The sequence below is a fragment of the Lachnospira hominis (ex Liu et al. 2021) genome, assembly GCF_014287955.1.
GTDB lineage: Bacteria > Bacillota > Clostridia > Lachnospirales > Lachnospiraceae > Lachnospira > Lachnospira hominis.
This window is the reverse complement of the sequence record NZ_JACOPD010000008.1, coordinates 36,440-54,763: the sequence shown is the minus strand read 5'-3', so window position 1 is coordinate 54,763 and position 18,324 is coordinate 36,440. Positions and strand designations below refer to the sequence as shown.

General features: G+C 40.8%; 18 protein-coding genes. All 18 read right to left on the bottom strand.

The window, feature by feature from the left end; genetic code table 11:
* Positions 1-1,083 precede the first annotated feature (1,083 nt).
* Positions 1,084-1,386, bottom strand: coding sequence for a TnpV protein (locus H8S01_RS14485; protein ID WP_243036946.1), 303 nt, complete (start codon positions 1,384-1,386; stop codon positions 1,084-1,086).
* 855 nt (positions 1,387-2,241) lie between these two features.
* Entirely contained in the window at positions 2,242-2,610 is a 369-nt protein-coding gene (locus H8S01_RS11125; RefSeq protein ID WP_005340528.1) for a hypothetical protein, read from the bottom strand.
* Positions 2,607-2,825, bottom strand: coding sequence for a DpnD/PcfM family protein (locus H8S01_RS11120; RefSeq protein ID WP_106765261.1), 219 nt, complete (start codon positions 2,823-2,825; stop codon positions 2,607-2,609). The genes H8S01_RS11125 and H8S01_RS11120 overlap by 4 nt, the downstream gene beginning before the upstream one ends.
* A 27-nt stretch (positions 2,826-2,852) precedes the next feature.
* Positions 2,853-3,749, bottom strand: coding sequence for a hypothetical protein (locus H8S01_RS11115; protein ID WP_106765263.1), 897 nt, complete (start codon positions 3,747-3,749; stop codon positions 2,853-2,855).
* A 50-nt stretch (positions 3,750-3,799) separates the two neighbouring features.
* A complete protein-coding gene (locus H8S01_RS11110) occupies positions 3,800-5,692 on the bottom strand; it encodes a C40 family peptidase (protein WP_106765283.1) in 1,893 nt (630 codons plus the stop codon).
* A 171-nt stretch (positions 5,693-5,863) separates the two neighbouring features.
* Entirely contained in the window at positions 5,864-6,292 is a 429-nt protein-coding gene (locus tag H8S01_RS11105) for a GNAT family N-acetyltransferase (RefSeq protein ID WP_117922625.1), read from the bottom strand.
* A gap of 30 nt (positions 6,293-6,322) precedes the next feature.
* Complete coding sequence (lnu(C), locus tag H8S01_RS11100) at positions 6,323-6,817, bottom strand: lincosamide nucleotidyltransferase Lnu(C) (protein WP_117922624.1); 495 nt, start codon at positions 6,815-6,817, stop codon at positions 6,323-6,325.
* 15 nt (positions 6,818-6,832) lie between these two features.
* Positions 6,833-8,371: an ATP-binding cassette domain-containing protein gene (locus H8S01_RS11095; RefSeq protein ID WP_117922623.1), complete on the bottom strand. Its 1,539-nt coding sequence runs from the start codon at positions 8,369-8,371 to the stop codon at positions 6,833-6,835.
* Positions 8,372-8,770: 399 nt separating this feature from the next.
* Positions 8,771-8,980: an aspartate dehydrogenase gene (locus tag H8S01_RS14480; protein ID WP_243006952.1), complete on the bottom strand. Its 210-nt coding sequence runs from the start codon at positions 8,978-8,980 to the stop codon at positions 8,771-8,773.
* Between the two features lie 90 nt (positions 8,981-9,070).
* Complete coding sequence (locus tag H8S01_RS11085; RefSeq protein ID WP_186837238.1) at positions 9,071-11,443, bottom strand: VirB4-like conjugal transfer ATPase, CD1110 family; 2,373 nt, start codon at positions 11,441-11,443, stop codon at positions 9,071-9,073.
* A gap of 92 nt (positions 11,444-11,535) precedes the next feature.
* Complete coding sequence (locus H8S01_RS11080) at positions 11,536-12,048, bottom strand: PrgI family protein (RefSeq protein ID WP_055062573.1); 513 nt, start codon at positions 12,046-12,048, stop codon at positions 11,536-11,538.
* 12 nt (positions 12,049-12,060) lie between these two features.
* Positions 12,061-12,471 (bottom strand): DUF4313 domain-containing protein, encoded by a 411-nt coding sequence (locus H8S01_RS11075; RefSeq protein WP_055062572.1) that lies wholly within the window; start codon positions 12,469-12,471, stop codon positions 12,061-12,063.
* A 12-nt stretch (positions 12,472-12,483) separates the two neighbouring features.
* The gene (locus H8S01_RS11070) at positions 12,484-13,326 is read right to left on the bottom strand and encodes a hypothetical protein (RefSeq protein WP_004611540.1); all 843 of its coding nucleotides are present in this window, start codon (positions 13,324-13,326) and stop codon (positions 12,484-12,486) included.
* A 54-nt stretch (positions 13,327-13,380) separates the two neighbouring features.
* The gene (locus H8S01_RS11065; protein WP_044986705.1) at positions 13,381-13,782 is read right to left on the bottom strand and encodes a hypothetical protein; all 402 of its coding nucleotides are present in this window, start codon (positions 13,780-13,782) and stop codon (positions 13,381-13,383) included.
* Positions 13,783-14,087: 305 nt separating this feature from the next.
* Positions 14,088-14,507 carry a nuclear transport factor 2 family protein gene (locus H8S01_RS11060; protein ID WP_006573504.1) on the bottom strand — a complete coding sequence of 140 codons (420 nt, stop codon included), beginning with the start codon at positions 14,505-14,507 and terminating at the stop codon, positions 14,088-14,090.
* An 86-nt stretch (positions 14,508-14,593) separates the two neighbouring features.
* Positions 14,594-16,789, bottom strand: a complete 2,196-nt coding sequence (locus tag H8S01_RS11055; RefSeq protein WP_118341523.1) for a VirD4-like conjugal transfer protein, CD1115 family — start codon at positions 16,787-16,789, stop codon at positions 14,594-14,596.
* 6 nt (positions 16,790-16,795) lie between these two features.
* The gene (locus H8S01_RS11050) at positions 16,796-17,914 is read right to left on the bottom strand and encodes a PcfB family protein (protein ID WP_118341524.1); all 1,119 of its coding nucleotides are present in this window, start codon (positions 17,912-17,914) and stop codon (positions 16,796-16,798) included.
* The gene (locus H8S01_RS11045; RefSeq protein ID WP_006858865.1) at positions 17,914-18,318 is read right to left on the bottom strand and encodes a hypothetical protein; all 405 of its coding nucleotides are present in this window, start codon (positions 18,316-18,318) and stop codon (positions 17,914-17,916) included. The genes H8S01_RS11050 and H8S01_RS11045 overlap by 1 nt, the downstream gene beginning before the upstream one ends.
* Between the last annotated feature and the right edge of the window lie 6 nt (positions 18,319-18,324).

Here is an 18,324-nt window from a genome sequence, read left to right as displayed (position 1 = left end):
TGATTGAGTACTCCACAAGACCATACTTATTGTTGGAATATGCTTTTCTTTCTGCATTATCTGTCCCTAATGCGATATCCCTGATAAGGTCAAGTTTATTGGGCATAAATGCAAAATCAGACTGCACAACATCCATAAGAAATGCTTTAAATGGTGTGTAACAGCTGCAATCTGTCACCAGAATCTCAGCTGCATCACGCAGGTCTTCATCAAGCTCTGCTATCCTCTTGGCATAATCAATCGGTGTAATATACTGCAATTCTGATGGATCTTTTTCAGTTGTTTCAGCTTCTATCTCAGCACCATATTCTGCCTGTGTTATCATCCGGTCTTCATCGGCAGCTTCCTGTGGTGTCATGCCTTTTGCACTTACATAATCTCTGTTAGAAGCATAGCTCTCCGGCTCATCCGGTATTGCATAATCATCAATCTCTGATTCTGCCTCCTCCGGTTGCACTTCCCGGTATTCGGCATCAATGACCTCATCATCCTCACGGAGTCCGTCCATCGCAAGCTCATCAATACGAGGTGTCTCAGGCTGGTATTCCCCTGTAAGAATAAGGACACCAAGCTCTTTTTCGATATCTTTCCACGAAACATATCCTTCTACCTCTCCATCCTCATCTCGCCACTGAAAACGCAGTCCGTTCCCATGAAATGTGTCATATCCGTGCAGTCCCAGTCCGTCAACCGGCCAGCCTGCACCTCCCTGACCATATTCTGCTTTGATACGCTTTGCCCTGGTTCCTGCATCAATCTCTGTTTCAAAAATCTTGCATACCCTGCCCTTGCCACCGATAAAACCTGTACCTCTCATAAGCACCTGTTTGATATACTCACTTGGTACTGTGGATGACTTCTTTGGATTCAGGTAATTGTATTTACCTGCTAATGCAGCTTTTCTGTCCTGCTCGAACTGACGCATAAACTGATTATTGTTTTCATCCTCAGTATGAATGGTGCCAATGCTTGCCTGCCCGTTCTGGTCGAAAAAAAAGGAAGCCTGTGTATATTCGGCTTCCTTACTGACACCCAATGAATTGATTTCATCAAGTTCCCTATTCAGTTCTGTATCATCTGATTCTAGTGGAATCGCATCACTATCTGATTCAGTACCACTTCCTCTGCCTGCATCTTCGCCTGCTCTCTTATCTTCCACATCTCCATTGTCGATGACAGATCCTGTGGCTTGTGCTTCGCCAGATACTGCATCTCTAACTGGTCGTACAGCTGGTTCGCTTCCTCCTCTACCGCTGACATCTTCTCGTACATCTTCCCGAATCTCATCAGCGTCTTGTATCTTGCCGGCTCGTTCTCTTTGAGATAGTTCATCGCCATCCTTCCGTATTTGCCCAGCTTCGTGAGATCCTCCGTCTCGTCCGGCATCTCTATCTGCGGATAAAACAGTCCGTCCACTTCCTTGTAAGTCATTTCTTCTAACATATCCAATTCTCCTTTCGCTCTCGATTGCCTTTAAGTTACGACTAAATTCTCTAAGAACACTACAGGAGACATCGCATACAATGGAACCAAGACGGTAAATGATCTCTTCGTCTTTGATATTTACGATCTGACTAAAATCCTGTTCTTGCACAGATAAGTCAAATCCGCATCTCGTCCCTACAGCATACATGACACTTGTATATACAAGCTGCTCCATGTCCATTTCCTGCTGTAAGCCATTGCGTTTCTTACTTTCTTCCTTTATCACACTACCTGATAGCTGCATAAGCTCGGTCATTCGGTCTCCGAACTCTTCTTTTATTATAAGCCAAACATCTGTTCCTGTAAACTGTTTTAATATATTTTTTAGAGACTCCCTGTCGCTGTTATCGTACTGCTCAATCTGACCTTCTGACACAAGAAAATCCACATAATCCTTAAGATTTTCTCCCTCAAGGTCCCATGTCAGTTTGACATTCTTCCCTCCGGTATCACTGATATCAAAGATATATCTCATGCGTGGATTCAGTGCCCTTGATGGGAAGATAGCACAGCCTTTCGCACCACGCTTTACATATCTTCCCACCTTTTTCCAGGTATCATAATCTGCCATGAGTGTGCTTTTTTCCGGAGGTCTCTGAGCTGTTACCATAACGATATTGTCAAATTCATAGCGGTATAACTGACCTGCAACCTTTAACACATCCTTCCAGTTCTTTTCTGATCTTGTGATGTTACCAATTTCAGAATCGTATATCGCTTTGACCTTCATATCAACGCCCATACCTTTGTCCTCCTCTACTTAAACATCTCTGCAAACAATCCCTTAAATAGCTTTAACTCATCCTTATCCAGCTCGATTGCAAATTCATTGTCGATTGCCTGTTTTTCGCATTTATCCTTTTTCTTTGCAATCTTACGCACCACACGAAGAATCACATAGCACTCCTTGGACTTTGCAATGCTCTGTTTAAAGGTCAGCTCATCCTCATCGACTGACTTCTGTGTCTGATAGATAATCTCTTTTAACTTATCATTGATACCATCTACTTCCTCAAGGGAAATAATAACGGATGCCTTAGAAGCACCCGATCTGTCCCACTCCTTATGAAGTTCCTTTACTAAAAACTCCATGTTCTTAATTACTGTTGTTGAATCACTTTTCATCTTGCTTTTCCTCCGTTTTCTTTTAATGAATAAGGGAGCTGACCTTCGCTGATAGGCGCAAAATCAACTCCCTTCATGTCCTCTGCTCCAAGGACTATCTGCTCTGCATAATACATATCCATTGCCTTATTGATGGCATCGTCAAGCGACTCTGCCTTTACTTTCTGTACTCGTGAAAGCACTTCTTTTATCTCAACATCAAATTCCTGTTCCATATGATATCGCCTCCTGTAAAAATCTCATCACCGGCTCTTTTCTTCCTTTACCTGTCTTTCCTTAAAGCCTTCATCGTACTTTCCATCTTCCAGCCTGTCGTAAAAACAGTCCTCTTCAATCGTTCCAAAATCCTCATACATCTGGTGAAGGAAGTCATTCTGCAGCTTCTTCGGTACATCATCATCCTTTGACATATCCTGATAAAAATAGAACTTCTGCTTTAGCTTTGCCCTGTAATCATAGATATCCTCTATCTTTTCCGGTGTGCCATACTCCCTCTTGCATGCCTTGAAATTTGTAGTTGAAAGTGTGGAACCTAGATAAATGCCATGCTCCCACGATACCCCGATTGTGGTATTGTCCTTTGTAGGCTTCTCATCCTTCGGATAACGCTTATACTCTGTCGCACCAAGGGCGATTGTAAGAGAACCTGACTTCATATCCATCACCACAAGATTTCTTGGTGATAATGCTTCAAGCACCATGTAATCATGGTCATTGAAGTTATGAAATGTCTGTCCCCTTTCAAATGAGCGGTTCTCCATTTCATAATGCAGGTTAAAATCATCCACCCAGCCCTTATCGGTCATTCCAATCTCCTTAAGCTTTGCAACACATTCATAAGAACTGGCTTCTTTATCAAACCGAAATTCTTTGGAATCGTTATAAAATCCCTGAAGAAAGTGTCCCAGCTGAATATCATCCAGACAGAATCTCGCAGATACCGTTACATTTGCTGCCCTGTAATACTCTGTGAAGTTATCTGGTTTACCAAGCGTCCTTCCAAGCTGCAACAAATTGTCTGCAAGCTCTGACATGTCATCAACTGCTATAAAACTCTTATAATCATCCAGAGTCATCAGCATATTTGTCTCTGTTCCCCTGTCGTTTTCTGTTACCAGTATCATATCTTTTAAATCCATTCTTACCTCCAGTCTCAGAGAGGGACTATGCCCTCTCTGCAAATTTCCTGTTATGGTCTTCCTATCACAACTATCTTCCCTGTGCTTGCCACATCCCTGTAAACAACGCCAAGACTTTCATTAAGTGCCTCTACCACCTTGCCATTTCCGACGTATACTGCCACATGGCTGATGTTCTTATATCTTCCATTACTTGTAAAACTGTAAAAGATAAGGTCTCCCGGCTGTAACTCATCAAAGGAAACAGTCTTTCCGGCTTCATCCAGTCCCTGTGCCTCCGCTGCCGCTGTGGTTGCACCACCGTAACTAATATCCACACCTGCATCCTTCCATGAATAATAGGCTAAGGAACTGCAGTCATAATAGTTACCGCTGTCTCTTAAATCCTGACTATAAGGGAAGCCAACTCTGTGTAGTGCATAGGAGCAGACTGTTTTCTGCCTGCTGTCTGTAATTCCACTAAGGATGGCATTGATTTCATCCTCAGTCATGGAGCTTACTCCCGGACTTCCGCCTCCGCCACCACTTCCGCTTCCGGCATATCCAAGCTGTCCCATAAACTCCGGACTCATGATCTGCTCAAGCATTTCCACCTGATCAGAATTAAATCCATAGACCGAAATCATATCTCTGTACGATTTCAGTGTGACATTCACATACAGAACCGACTTCGTAACAGTAGTTACATTACCGTCTGCATCCGTTTCTTCCACATCCTTTGTTCCTGTGCTTGTGGTGTATGAACACATATCATTTACAACTGCCTGCAGCCAGCCTTTTGAAGTCTCATTCATGACTGTTGCAGTATCTCCGACACCATGCTTGACCATATAGACTGCCATGATGTCATAGTAATTGCTTGGGGTTTCTTCCATACCTTCATAATCCACATAGACAAGCTCTCCAAGGTCATATCCGGTATGCTCATTCACTTTCGTATTCACATCCCGGTTAAACTCCTGCACATAAGCACTCGTTACTATCTGCACGGTATCTCCTGATTCAAGTGGTGGCAGAAATAAAGCAAATGGAGAATTGTAAAGGATTGCTATCACCGCTATAACCGGAACCGCAATCATGGCAACTACAAGTACAAGTAACAACAGCACCAATCCAATAATCGGTGCAGCTGCCTTTACCCAGGTAATCACTTTTCGCACAATCAGATCCTTTACCAGCTTTGCCACGCTATCTGTCTGATTCTCCTGTGCTTTCATCTTATCCAGAAAGAATTTTATCTTCCTGCTCCGGTTGGTCATCTTTTCATCCTTGACCTCTATGGACACACCTGCAGCATATCCGGCTGCCATGCCGATTGCCGTGCCTACTCCCGGTGCAACTGCTGTTCCTGCCGCTGTAGCAGCTGCCTTTGTAGCAGTTTTTGTTGCAACCTTGGCAGTAGTCTTGGCTGTTTCTTTTGCTGTCTCTTTAGCTACAGTCTTTGCAGTATCTTTGGCAGCTTTCTTTGCTGTCTTTTTTGCCAGCTTCTTTCCTGCATCTACCTTCTTGATACGCTTCCTTGCCTCGGCTGCCGCCTTTTTCCTGAAAAGTGCTGCACCCTTAGAAGCAGTTCCGGTAACAGGTCGGCTCGCTTCATATGCAAGATATGCTGCCTGCGATACCTCCTGCCCGCCTTCCACCTGCTCCGTTACTGCCCCGGCTGCAAGTGCACCTGTTCTTCCTGCTATGTGAAGATTGGTGTTCTTGGTCTTGATGGAAGTGTTTGATTCTCTATAGTTTCGCTTAAATCTTGATAGTCCCCTATTCTTCGGCTCTGACTGATGAATGGTACTCTTGCGATAGGACTTCTTTTTATCATCAGATACCTTTGCACCGATAGTCTTAGGACCTCTCTCTACTGTATAGATGTTGCTGCCTTTAATCTTGGCACCCTTTGGCTCGTGGGCATGAATCTTAGCTTTCTCCTTTGTGTGAATGATCATCGGCTTGTCATCCACCTTTTTAATTTTCATTTTCCTCACCTCCTATCGTGAAATAAAATAAGCCGCTAAGGAGCTTAATTACTCCTTAACGGCTATGTAAAATCATCCAATATTCAATTTTAAAAGCTCCGTAGAACTGGAATTTTCTGTTCCCTACAAATTGGAATTTGTCTATCGGCTCCAAGCCATAACCAACTCTTTTTCGTTGGTATTATCATCCGTGTTTTCTGATTGAACTACAAATTGTTCTCTCTGATAAAATTGAATTGCACGGATATTCTTATTATAAACGCTCAAATACATATTGGATTTAATGCCTTTTGCATAATTCAATAGTTGTTTCCCAATGCCTTTCGACTGCATATCTTCTTTTACGAATAATCCCGCAATATAATTATCTGTCAATCCAATAAAGCCTTCTATTTCTTTTGTGCCATTGTTTTCATACACATATATTTCTGCTTGTGGAAGAATCTTTTTTACCATATCATAATTATCCATCCAATAGTGCTTTGATATGAAACTATGTGCTTTAATGTTTATATCAAGCCATATCTGCATAACAGCAGATAAATCATTTTCCTTGACTGCTCTTATCATAATATAACCTCTACAAATTTGAATTTACAGTTATCTATACTCATTTGGAATTTCGATATGAAATGTCTCACACAATAGCTTCACATCATGTACATCATTTTCATCAAATTCATATCCCAAATGGAACATTACTTGACTATATGGTTCAATACAAGAAACCTCTATCTCCTCAATTTTTCCTTTACCAGAAAAAGTTTCTACCGGAAAGTTATCCCCCTCATAAAGAATTTCACCTTCGCCCGTATATTCAAAACAATGCAAATCAACAATCCTGTTTTTCGCATCTTTCCATACAGTATGGTTCAATGTTGTATATTCCATCTTAATCTCATAAAAGTCATTATCTTTCATTATCTCTATAAAGTTCTGATAATCTTTCTTTTCTACAAAAATATCAATATCGTTATGGACTCTTGACTGATGTCCAAGCAACGCATCTACCCCCCAGCCACCATCAAGAAAGACTTTAATCTCGGCATCTATCGCGAGTTGAAGAATCTGTTTTACATCTGTAATATTGACCATCTTATCCTCCATTCATTACAAATTTCTTAATCCACTATAATCTAACTCGTATATTTTATCACATACCTCATCAATATACTTTCTATCGTGAGAAATACTGATAATAGCTCCCGGGAACTCTCTAAGCATTTTTCTGATTACAGGTCCCGATAAGGGCGAAAAGTTTCTTGTTGGTTCATCTAAAATAAGTACATTTGCTCCGCTCAAACTCATACTTAAAAGAAGCACCTTGGCCTTTTGCCCTCCGGACAGTTCCCTTATAGGATGTTCCATTTCATCCGCAGTATATTTAAGGGAACCAAGATATGTTCTAATTCTTGTTCTTTCTTCCTTGTCTCCGGATTTATCAAGAAAATCAACAGGAGTCATATCCAAATCAAGTATCTCTTCATAGTTTTGCGGCATATACTCTGCCTTAATATCATCTCGCTGCGAAAGTTCTTCCGCTATTTTTCTTAAAAGAGTCGTTTTTCCCACTCCATTAGCGCCAATAATACATATTTTCTCCGAGCCTCTTATTTTCAAGTTAATGTCTTCAGCCAAAACCCTTTCCTCATCCTTAGTCGTAAGTTTTGCAAGAGTATACTCTATAACTGTTTTTCCTGCCGGAATAGATGAATCTTTGTCTCCCAGTTTAAAGAAAATAGCCTCCTCCTGTTCCGGCATCTCCGTCATGTTTTCATCTTCCTTTTCAAATCTTCGTTCCATAGACTTAACTGCGTGCATTTTATCTTTTAAGTTTTTGGCTTCGGCTGGTGACTGTCTGGAACAGTTCCCTAATGCGTTCTGAACACTTTGCATGATTTTTCTGTATTTTTCATCACGAATCTTTTTTTCTTTTCGATCATTTAATGCTTGTCTTTCCTGGCTCTCAAATTTATGAAATCTTTCTTCTAAATATTTTCTGTAAGGAATTTTTGCGACTGTATATCTGGTCTTTGTTTTTCGCACAATCTGTTCAATATGAATTACCATATTCGCTGTATTTTCTATCAAAGTTTCATCATGAGAAATGAAAAGTACTATGTGCTCCCAGTCATTTATTATTTTTTCAAGGATTTCCAGCGTATTGATATCTATATCATTTGAAGGTTCATCCAACAAAAGCACAGTCACATCCTGAATAATAAGTCTCATTAGGTGTGCCTTAACTTTTTCTCCACCCGAAAGACTTCCCATTTTCTGGTCACTATAGAAAAATTCACTTGTCATTCCGAATTTTCCGGTAATTTCAGATAACTCTTTCGGTGTTCTATTCCAAAACATTTCTTCTGCAGAAAAGAACTCATAAATAGTTTTTTCTTTATCTTCTTCAGATATTTCCTGTGGAAGATAACCGAGTATTTCTTTTCCGACCAACCTTTCTCCTTCAGCTTCTATATAATTATCAATAAGTAATGGATTGTAAATCCACTTCATCAATGTTGATTTTCCATTTCCTTCTTCACCAATGATTACCGCCTTATCACCTTTATTTAGTACAAGGTTAAATTCACTAAGTATGACTCTTAAATCCTTTTTATGTGTTAAATTTAAATTTTTTATCTGTAACATATTGGTTCCTCCTTTCGCCTGTGTGCAAAAGTAAAAAACGAGCCTTTTTTGCATACACAAAAAGACCCGCCAAATAAACCTTTATATATTCTCACAAATGAAAACAAAGGAAAATCTCTTGCGATAATCTAATTCAAGCGTACACAAAAACAAGCCTGTGTACCACAGGGCTTAAATCATATATGTCTTGCTCAAACCAAATTATCTGTTATACATCTCCTCACCTTTCACTTCATGTGCCTTTCTTTTTTCTGTTAATCATACTAACACATTGTTACGTAATTGTATATAGTTTTTATTATCCACCTCTGCAAGCCTATCTGCAGTATAAGAAATCATTGTCTAATATAATTCATTTATCTCACCGCCAAATTCAAATTTTCCATCCCTTAATGATTACTAGTATTCCTTAGAAATCGTTGCCACATCATACATTTCCATAAATGTATCCAAATCAGCTGTGTCACGAATCAGCATAATCTCGTCAAAGTGTCCGGTATATATATCCTTAAACCCAGCCACCTGTTCTCCAGTACAAATGCTACATTTAAGAACTGCCTTTTTGTTCGTCTTGTCATATTTGGGTCTTTGTGGTTTCTTCTTAAACATAGGTAATACCTTATTCATAATCATCAAGGCCGGACTTACATCCGACCTCTTGATTATACTATAGAATCATATAAATTTCATCTGTTATCCTTACGACATTGCCTCTTTTTTCTTCTGCTCCGCAATCTTCTCGTGGATATTTGTGTTATACAGTCTGTAAAGATCTGTATCTTTACTAATCTGATTGTCAAACGGAATCACCACAGAACCACACTTAATAAGTCCCATTCCGGATGCTGTATTGGTTACGAAACGAAGCTGTGCCTCTGATACCCCGATAACCTCCGCCATCTTTGAACTATCTGTATTTGCCTGCTTCAAGAGTGCCACAAACTCAGAGTTTGCAAGCATTGTGGTTGCTGTGTAATTCTGCAACAGATCGACAACATTCTGCGTGATACCGGTACAAAGACCTCCCTGCTTTCTTACCTTCTTCCAGAGCTGCTGCAAGTATTTTGCAGAATACTCGGAATTAAGCAGAACATGGAACTCATCAATATAGAGCCATGTTGCCTTGCCTCTCTTGCCATTCTCAACAATCCTGTTCTGAATGGATTCCATCATAACAAGCATTGTGATAGGACTAAGTTCTGTACCCAAGTCCCTGATGCCATATACTGTAAATCTGTTATCCACATCCACATTTGTCTGGTGATTGAAGATGTTAAGCGAACCATTTACGAAAAGCTCTAGTGACAGTGCAATGTCCTTTGCTTCCTCCTCCGGCTGCGCCATAAGGATACCGTAAAAATCACTCATCACCGGGATATACTTCTCTTTGCTTCTTGCAATGTCGATATACAGCTTTCTCACGCAGCGGTCAATGATTGACTTCTGTCTTGAATTTAAGCTGTCTCCGATACACTGCTCACAAAGACCAAGCATAAACTCGCCTTTTTCTCTTACCATTCCCTTGGAATCATTCGGATCAAGGCTCCATACATCCATCTCCAGCGGATTCACATAGTTATCCGTGTAAGTGGACATATTTACCACTGTTCCACCATAAGTCTCAGCAATATCAAAGTATTCGTTCATTGGATCTATGACGATTATCTCATCATCTCCCGACAAGAATACGCTGCCCATTTCCATCTTACAGAAGAAGGATTTACCGGAACCCGGCACTCCGAAAACGAAGCCATTTCCGTTTATCAGCTTCTTTCTGTTACCGATATTCACATTCTTGCTGATCTGATTGATACCATAATAGTTCCCTGTGCTGTCATTTAATTCCTGCACATTGAATGGCATAAGCACCGCAAGTGACTGGGTAAGAAGGGTACGCATTGTCTCCACCTGTCTTACACCAATCGGAAGCGCTGTGTTGAGTGCCTCCCTCTGCTTTAAGTAGTGTGTATCAATCGTACAGCTGTTACGCTTTCCGATAGTCTCCACTGTCTCACAGACGCTATCAAGCTCTTTTTTGCTCTCTGCCATAAGAATAATAGTAACTCCCACGAAGAAAAGGCACTGGTCATTCTCACGGACATCATCCATGATTTCCTCAATCTCCTTTTTCTCCGTTCTCTTGGCATATGAAATTTCCGTAGAAAAGTCGTTATTCTTATTACGGACTCTCTGCTGCTTAATGATATCCGACTCAATACCAAGGTATTTCTTCTGAAGCACCTTTGTAGTCAAATCCTTAGGAACAGGCACCACATCAATGCTCGTGATGGAATGAACCGGAAGGGAAGTAATCTCATTGATAAATCTGTCTGACAAACTGCTCGGATACTTTTTGATAAAAAGTGCCTTGCAGAATTTACTCTCATCCTCAAAATGGTCCGGGAAATATTTCACCATCCCATTGCACAGATCATTTCTAAAATCTGCTCCGACCTTCTTTGCCTTTTTGATATCAAAATCAAAGCTGCCCTCATCTCCAAGATGATAATAATCATAGAGCACTTTCAGTCTCTCATTGCCATTAAGCGGAACAATCTCTGCCCCAAGCTCAATGAAAGCCTTGTGTATCGTTGCCTCAAGGGTAGCAAACTGTGCCTTTGCCTCCTCGAAGTTCTTTCTCTCAATCGTGATTGTCAGGTATCTCTCCTGCTCAATCCCCTGTCTGCCCTCAATAATCTTCTCCTCAATGATGTCATTGTAGATTCTTCTATAATTATTGAAGCCATCGTTTTTCTCAGCAATCAGAACCTTGTCACGGAGTTCATCCATGTTTTTGTTCTTATTGTTGATCGTAATCTTATAATTACAGTCCAGCGAATTTAGGAACTTGCAATACCTCTCGAAAATACCGATCTGCTCATCCTCCGTTGCTGTCGTGTAATTGATGTCCTGAAAGCGGTAGCATTTGGAATACTTATTTTTGCTCACTTCAAAAATGCCGTTTTCAGCCACCGCCATAATCTCTATGGTTTCCTGAATGGATTTAGGTGTCTTATACAAAGGCTCACTCGCCTTCTTTAATAACTTAAATCCGTCTGTAAATAAACCCATGTCTCTAACCTCGCTTTCTTATAATGAAAGCCCGCCGGGAACTTCACCCTGCGGGCTGTGTTCCCGACCTTGCGGTCAGATACTATTCGTTTCTAATGCATTGCCTTATATGCTGCAATGCCTGCTGCTGCCGCCACAATGACTGCGACAAGTCCAAGCAGCATGTTTCTCGTCTTTTTCTTCATTGCTTCAAACTCCTCCTGCTTCTTTACAGCCGAATCAGCTGTTACAGTCTCCGGTTCAGCCTTTCTGCCTTTCTTCTTTACCTGTTCATTCTGTTCTGCTTCTAACTGCTTTATTGCAGGCTCTCCCTCTGTTGATACATAGGTAAGTGTCCTGTTCCCAAACATAAAATGCAGTTTCTTTCCCATATACTCGTAGAAATTCATCCCATTAAAGGAATAGAAACCACCAAGTGCAATCGGTGCCACACAGGGAATTGCCACATAAGCAGAACCCGTAAGACCGATATACTTGTAAAGAAGAAGGACGATACCGCCACCAACCACTACGCTTGCAATGGAAAATATAAGCTGCCTTGCAGTAAGTCCCATCGCAACCGATTCCTGATAGCGGTCAATATCCTTGTTTACTTCGATTACCATTGTCCCTGCCTCCTATCTTGATAAATCCTTTGTCTCCGGCTTTCTTGTCATTCCAATATTCGCCTCATACTTATCCATTCCATCCGGACACAGTTCTCTAAGCTTATCTACATTGAACAGATAAAGCGGATATTCGCAGAAACCACTCCTTTGCGTGAATCCTGTAAACTCTCCAATGTCATTGTCTGTAATAAACTTTTCAATATCCGGCATGTCATTCACATTCAGATATCCGCAGTAATTTGGTGCTGCAACCGACAAATTCACAGTCACATCCCCAAAATGCTCCTCATGTCCATCTTCATTACACATAAGACCAATAAACATTGCCCTGTTATTCATATACTGCTGGATATCAAATGTCACCTGCGTTTCTCCGGTTATGCTTGAATTATAAGTAACCTGTTTCTTTTCATTATCCATTTCTGCCTCCTTCTATAATCCAAATGCCTTGCTTGTAAGTGTCTGTGCTCCCTTCACACTTCCAACAGTCATTGCTATCGTAAATGTCATTTCACACAGATAGATAAGTGTCTGTGCCCAGTCAGCGTAACTTCCTGTAAATGCCGGAAGTCCTGCATTGATAAATGCATTACATACCACAATTGCAAGTGCCATCGTTACTGCCTCGAATACACACGAAAGAAAATATTTGCAGTAGGTAGCCATTGTATGACTGACCATTCTGTTTCCTGCCATTGTGGAGCATGCAATCGCACCAAGCGGCACAATAATCAGTATCTTTAAGAACCTGAAATACACTGTGTAAATGATAAAGAATCCACAGATAATAATGATGATTGCAAGCAAAGCTGTAAGTATCAGCATTACCAGACTCTCACCAAATCCGAGTCCCTTAATGATGTCTGCCTGTGTACTGTCAATGGCAAGCTGCGTCGTTGTCCCGGCAGATATAAGTCCCACCAGATTTCCTATGGAAGTAAAAAACGCTTTCATAATCGTGACATTATTTGCAACAAACCATTCTGCAAGTCCCAGTCGGATAAGCATACGAAATATAGACTCAAACCTCATCTCATCTTTTACATCTATGCTTTCCGAGCAGAAACCGATAACAAAGAACAGCACAACGAGGGAAGAGCCGACCGCTACAAAGACCGGCTCAATACCCTCAATAACTGCCCAAGGACCTCCGCCCTTGAAACTGACCGGTGACTGTCCAAGCATTGCAAAGACCAGGGATATCTGATTGTTCCAAAACCCAAACACCGCCTCAAGAAGTGCAAGGATCTTGTCTCCAAGCTTAAAAATATCCATACTTGTTATTCACCTCTTTCCTTTTACTAAAAGGGGAACTCTTTTTCCCCAATCTTAGAAGCCTAAGAATGTCAGTACTGTTGAAATACCAGCCATCATGACACCTGCTACAATTCCTTTCAGTGCAGAGTTCATAGTAGATGAATCCTGCTGCTGATAGGCTTGTGCGAACTCCATGACATTCTTTGCAAGAATGATGACACCAACAGCACCAATGACTGCAATGATAAGTGTCTTTAAGTTCTCAAGCGGCTGTGTTACTGCGGAAGTACCTGTACCTGCAGCAAAACAAGTAGTGCTCATAAGCATTACTCCCATAAGTGCTCCGGATACTGCCGGAACCATTCTTTTCTTAAAATGAAGTAATCTTCTCTTCATGCCTTTTCCCTCCAAACCCTTGTTTTCTGCACTATTGCAGACTGAATTGTTAGTTACTGTAATCTGTTCTTTTCTCATGATAAAAATCTCCTTTTTCTTGATGTGTGACAGATATGGAAAAAGCCAGAAAGGAATGTACACATTCCAATCCGGCTGATTTCCGAACGGAATATATACATTCCTCTCTGTCTTTGTTTTTTTACTATATGATTATCAGGCAATGCCTGTTGTAAAGATTAATCGGGCTTTCCCCGATGCGTTGTGCTTCAACCACCTCCTTTTATGGCATGAAAAAAGCACTCTAACCTATTATTGGCTAAAGTGCTTTGTAAAACAGTTATTAAATTATTTATCAGTCAGACAAACTTGAATTTATAGTCCTCTCAAAACCAATTTGCTTTTTCTTCTCGAAATACGGGAATATCACTATCTCGATATGGATTGTAATTATGAAGATTGCAACCAAACTCTTTTAATGATTTTATTTTGTTATCCTGTGTCCATACAATTAAAGATATTCCGTCAAATTCTTCAACATTTCCATTATTCATTTTGTTTTTAAAATACCACTCCACGATTGTTTGATTGCCTTGATGAAAAAATTGCTTAATCTCCCAGACAAGAACACTTCCACGTGTATTCCATTCGTCAAACCAGTGCTTTACCGTTTTGCGGTTTTCATATTTAGGACTCCAACTCTCAGTATATACAACATCATCTGTAAAAATATTGTCAATTCCTAAATCTGCTTTCTTAATCCACATATCAAACCATAATCGGATAATTTTTTCTCTCTCGTTCATAAAGCACCTCCACAACTTCCGATTTGTAAGTTTCTTTAATCTCACATAGACACAGTATACCACAACTTCTGTGCCTATGCGATAACTTACTGCTTCTTTCGATAAGAACTCATCTTCTCCACCGTTACCTCTGGATAGAAATAAGTCAGTATCGTTGCTCTAGGAATTCCTGCCGCAAGTGCCATCTTTAGCTCCTCTTTCTGCTCAGGTGTATATGACCAATGAAGCATTCGGTTTGTAATAGTATCTTCCCACTTAGGCTTTTCCCTTTCAGGATTCCTTACAGGCTTACTACCAGCGTTTCCACTAGAACCACTGGCAGTTGCTGTACTATCTGCTTTCTGCGATTCATCGACATACTCAAGCTCATTTGCCTGTTCCCTGTCTATCTTTGCTTTCTGCTCTGCTTCATCCTGCATGGAGAATCTTCTGCTTAATTCCGCATCGCCAAGCATCATAAACTGCTCATAGGTTAGAGAATCTATATACACATTCTCGCCCTTATCCTTCAGTTTTTCATAATACTTAACTGCCTTGTCTGAAAGAATCTCAAATGGCGGACCGATAAGATTATTTGCTCCTCTTATCTCGTGAACATAAGGCTCTCCCTTGCCATCTGCTGTCTGGTTAAACATCGGATGATTAAATGGAATAAACTTGTTGTCCATGATAGGATCAAATCCACGGATAAAAATAATACATTTCTTATTATCCAGCTTTCTTACCTCATCGGGTGTAAACAGTTCCCTGCCTAAAACATCATAATTTCTTGACGAGCTTCCCTGCCTCCCCTTTGTCTCTCCGCTTGATTTTTTATCAATCGTGCCTTTTCCAAGCAGTTCCGAGACATACTTGTGCGTACTCTGCTCATTGCCTCCAAGATAGATGAAAGTATCGCAGTTGCCTGGAATGGTTTCCCAAGTATCCTTGAAAAGTGCCTTTAACTGGGCAAAGTTCTGTATGATGATAATACTGGAAATTTCCCTGCTTCGCATTGTAGAAAGCAGCGAACAAAAATCATCTGGCAATGCAACATTCGCAAATTCATCTAACATAAATGTCACATGAATCGGGAGTCTGCCACCGCAGTTAAAATCCGCCTGATAGTACAATTCCTGGAATATCTGAGTATAGAGCATTCCGATAATAAAATTATAGGACTTGTCACTATCGGGGATTACACAAAAGAGTGCTGTCTTCGTCTCTCCATCACCATTGACTCCAATACCTATATCAGATAGATTCAGCTCATCCTTAGAAAGAAGTCGTAAAACCTGCTTATTCTCAAGAAATGCAAGTCTTGAGTTTGCACTGATAATAATGGAACGTACTGTATCTCCTGCACCTCTCATACACTTGTTGTACTGTTTTACTGCCGGATGATTAGCTCCAAGTGGAGAACTCTCCTCTAAGAACTTCATTCGCACATCCAGTTTCGATGCCTTTCCCTGCTCTGTCACTTCTGCTTCTCCAAGAAGCTTCAGTACTGTCTCAAAGTTTCTCTTTGCCGGCTGTACTTCAAGCCATACATAATAAAAGATTGACTGTAAAAATAATCCTTCTGCTTTCTCCCAGAATGGATCACTTGGAGTGGAACCCTTTGGTGTGGTATTACTGATAAGATTGGTAATCAGCTTTACCACGTCCGTTTCCTCTCTGATATAGGAAAACGGATTGTAACAGTCTGACTTATCCATCTCAAGCAGATTGATGACCTTCACATTGTATCCGTTATTCTTTAACATCTGCCCGCAGCTTCTAAGAATCTCACCTTTTGGATCAGTACAGATAAATGAACAGTTATGTGGCATCTGCATCAGATTCGGCTTTACCTCATAAAATGTCTTACCGGCACCGGAACCACCGCAGATAAGAATATTTCCATTGAGCTTCAGCCTTCTGAAATCAAGTGATATCTTCACATTCTGGCTTAGTATTCGATTGAAATTCTCGTCCTTATCCGCCAGTATCTTATTAACCTGCTTTGGATTTTCAAATCTCGCTGTACCAAACTCCTTGCCGGGCATATAGTTTCTCTGGCTGGTGTAATACATAACAATAGCCATCGCATAGATTCCTAATGCAATGGCTACCGCTTTTATAGTATTCGTATTGTAATAGTTTGCAAAGGGAGCAGCACATACTTCATTGAATCTGTTCATAAATTCATTAAATGCCACTCCCTCCGACCACGCACCATTTATCAGATAACCAAGGTACCCCGCTAATACTGCACCCACAAGAATGAATATCAGTGATGGTTTTTTCTTTGTTGTCTGCATATAAAACTACCTCGCTTTCTTGGTAGTGACTGTTTTCTGCTGCGTGGTCTTTTTCTGCTGTTTCTGGACTTTCTCATAACGCTCCCTGACAGATGCCTCCACCTTATCATAATGCGTATAAAGCTCTGTTCCCTTCTGTGTTGTTACAACACGATTCTGGCTGTCATACAGCTTATAATCCTTATTGGAATCGAGAAACGTGAGTATAGTCTTTCCATTATGGATGTCCATAATGTTTTCTTTACGAAGCCATACATATCTTGCTTCGTCTCCCCATGTTCCGGGGATTCTTGTCTTAACTGCATGGTCATTCTCCTCAATAATGAGTTTCTTACTGATTGTAACATCCGAAAGATTGGCATTCTTTGATGCGGCTACTGCCCTCATTCTCTCTGCAAGGTCCTGATATCCTCTGACACGGTTGATAAATGCATCCTTATCCATCATGACTGCATGCGTACCATCTTCCTTCTTACTGCCAAGCACACCGATTGTCTCAAGCTGTTTGATAACACTTTCAGCCTGCTCACCATTGATACTGAAATTCTCCTTGACCTGATCCACACTGATAGCTTTCTTTTCCATTGCAAACATTCCGACCTTTTCGATCAGTCCGTCAATGGCGGTATTAACCCTATCCCCTTCTATCGTGTGGCTTTTCTCGTTTCCCTGCTGTTTCTTCAAAAAATCCATCAGCTTGCCAAGGGATTTTTCATCTCCATTCTTCAGATAATCGTCAAATGTGGCAATCTTACCAAACTTGAGCTTCTGTATCATCATATTCACACGGGGAACTGCCTCTGTATGAAAGATTACCTCACTCAGTCCATCTTTCCTGTTACAGTCTGGAAGTACCGAATACAGGATTCCATACTTCTTTGCCATCTTTTCAACCTTTTTCATATCTTCGGTATTAAACTGCAACACCTGTAAATCGCCACCTTTTAAGATCAGCTTTCTCATGGATGTCTTGCCAAGTGACTTTTCATAATCAAGCATCCCTTTTAAGAAATCTATTGCCTTCTGCATGGCAGCAATGCCGCCGCTTCCTACCTTCATGGCAATCTCAATGCCATCATAAGCTACACGGATGATCTGCACCGCTTCCTGAATCTCTTCTGCCATTATCGCACCTCCACTTTCTCTCTGACTGTTGTTTTAAGCGTTTCTGTCTCTGTAGTACGGATTTCCTCGGCTGATACATCAATACCATAAGCAGTCAAAATATCTGCCAGATGATTGATTGCTTTCTCCTCCTCGATACGATACATTTCAAGTGCCACAAGCAGGTTTTCCACCTGTTCCACCCATGCAGGCTTCATATCATATTTAGACCTGTATGTGACCATAATCTCGTCCGACTCAGCTTTATCCGCTGAATGTGCCAAAGCTTCAATAAGAGAAATCGTGTCTTCCTTGCTGCCACTTCTGAATGCGAACTGGACAACAAAGTTTTTCTCTTCCTCTGTAAACTGATGCTCCACACCATTCATTTCTGTTACTGCTTCATTTACTACTGCTAAATTCATAAGTTC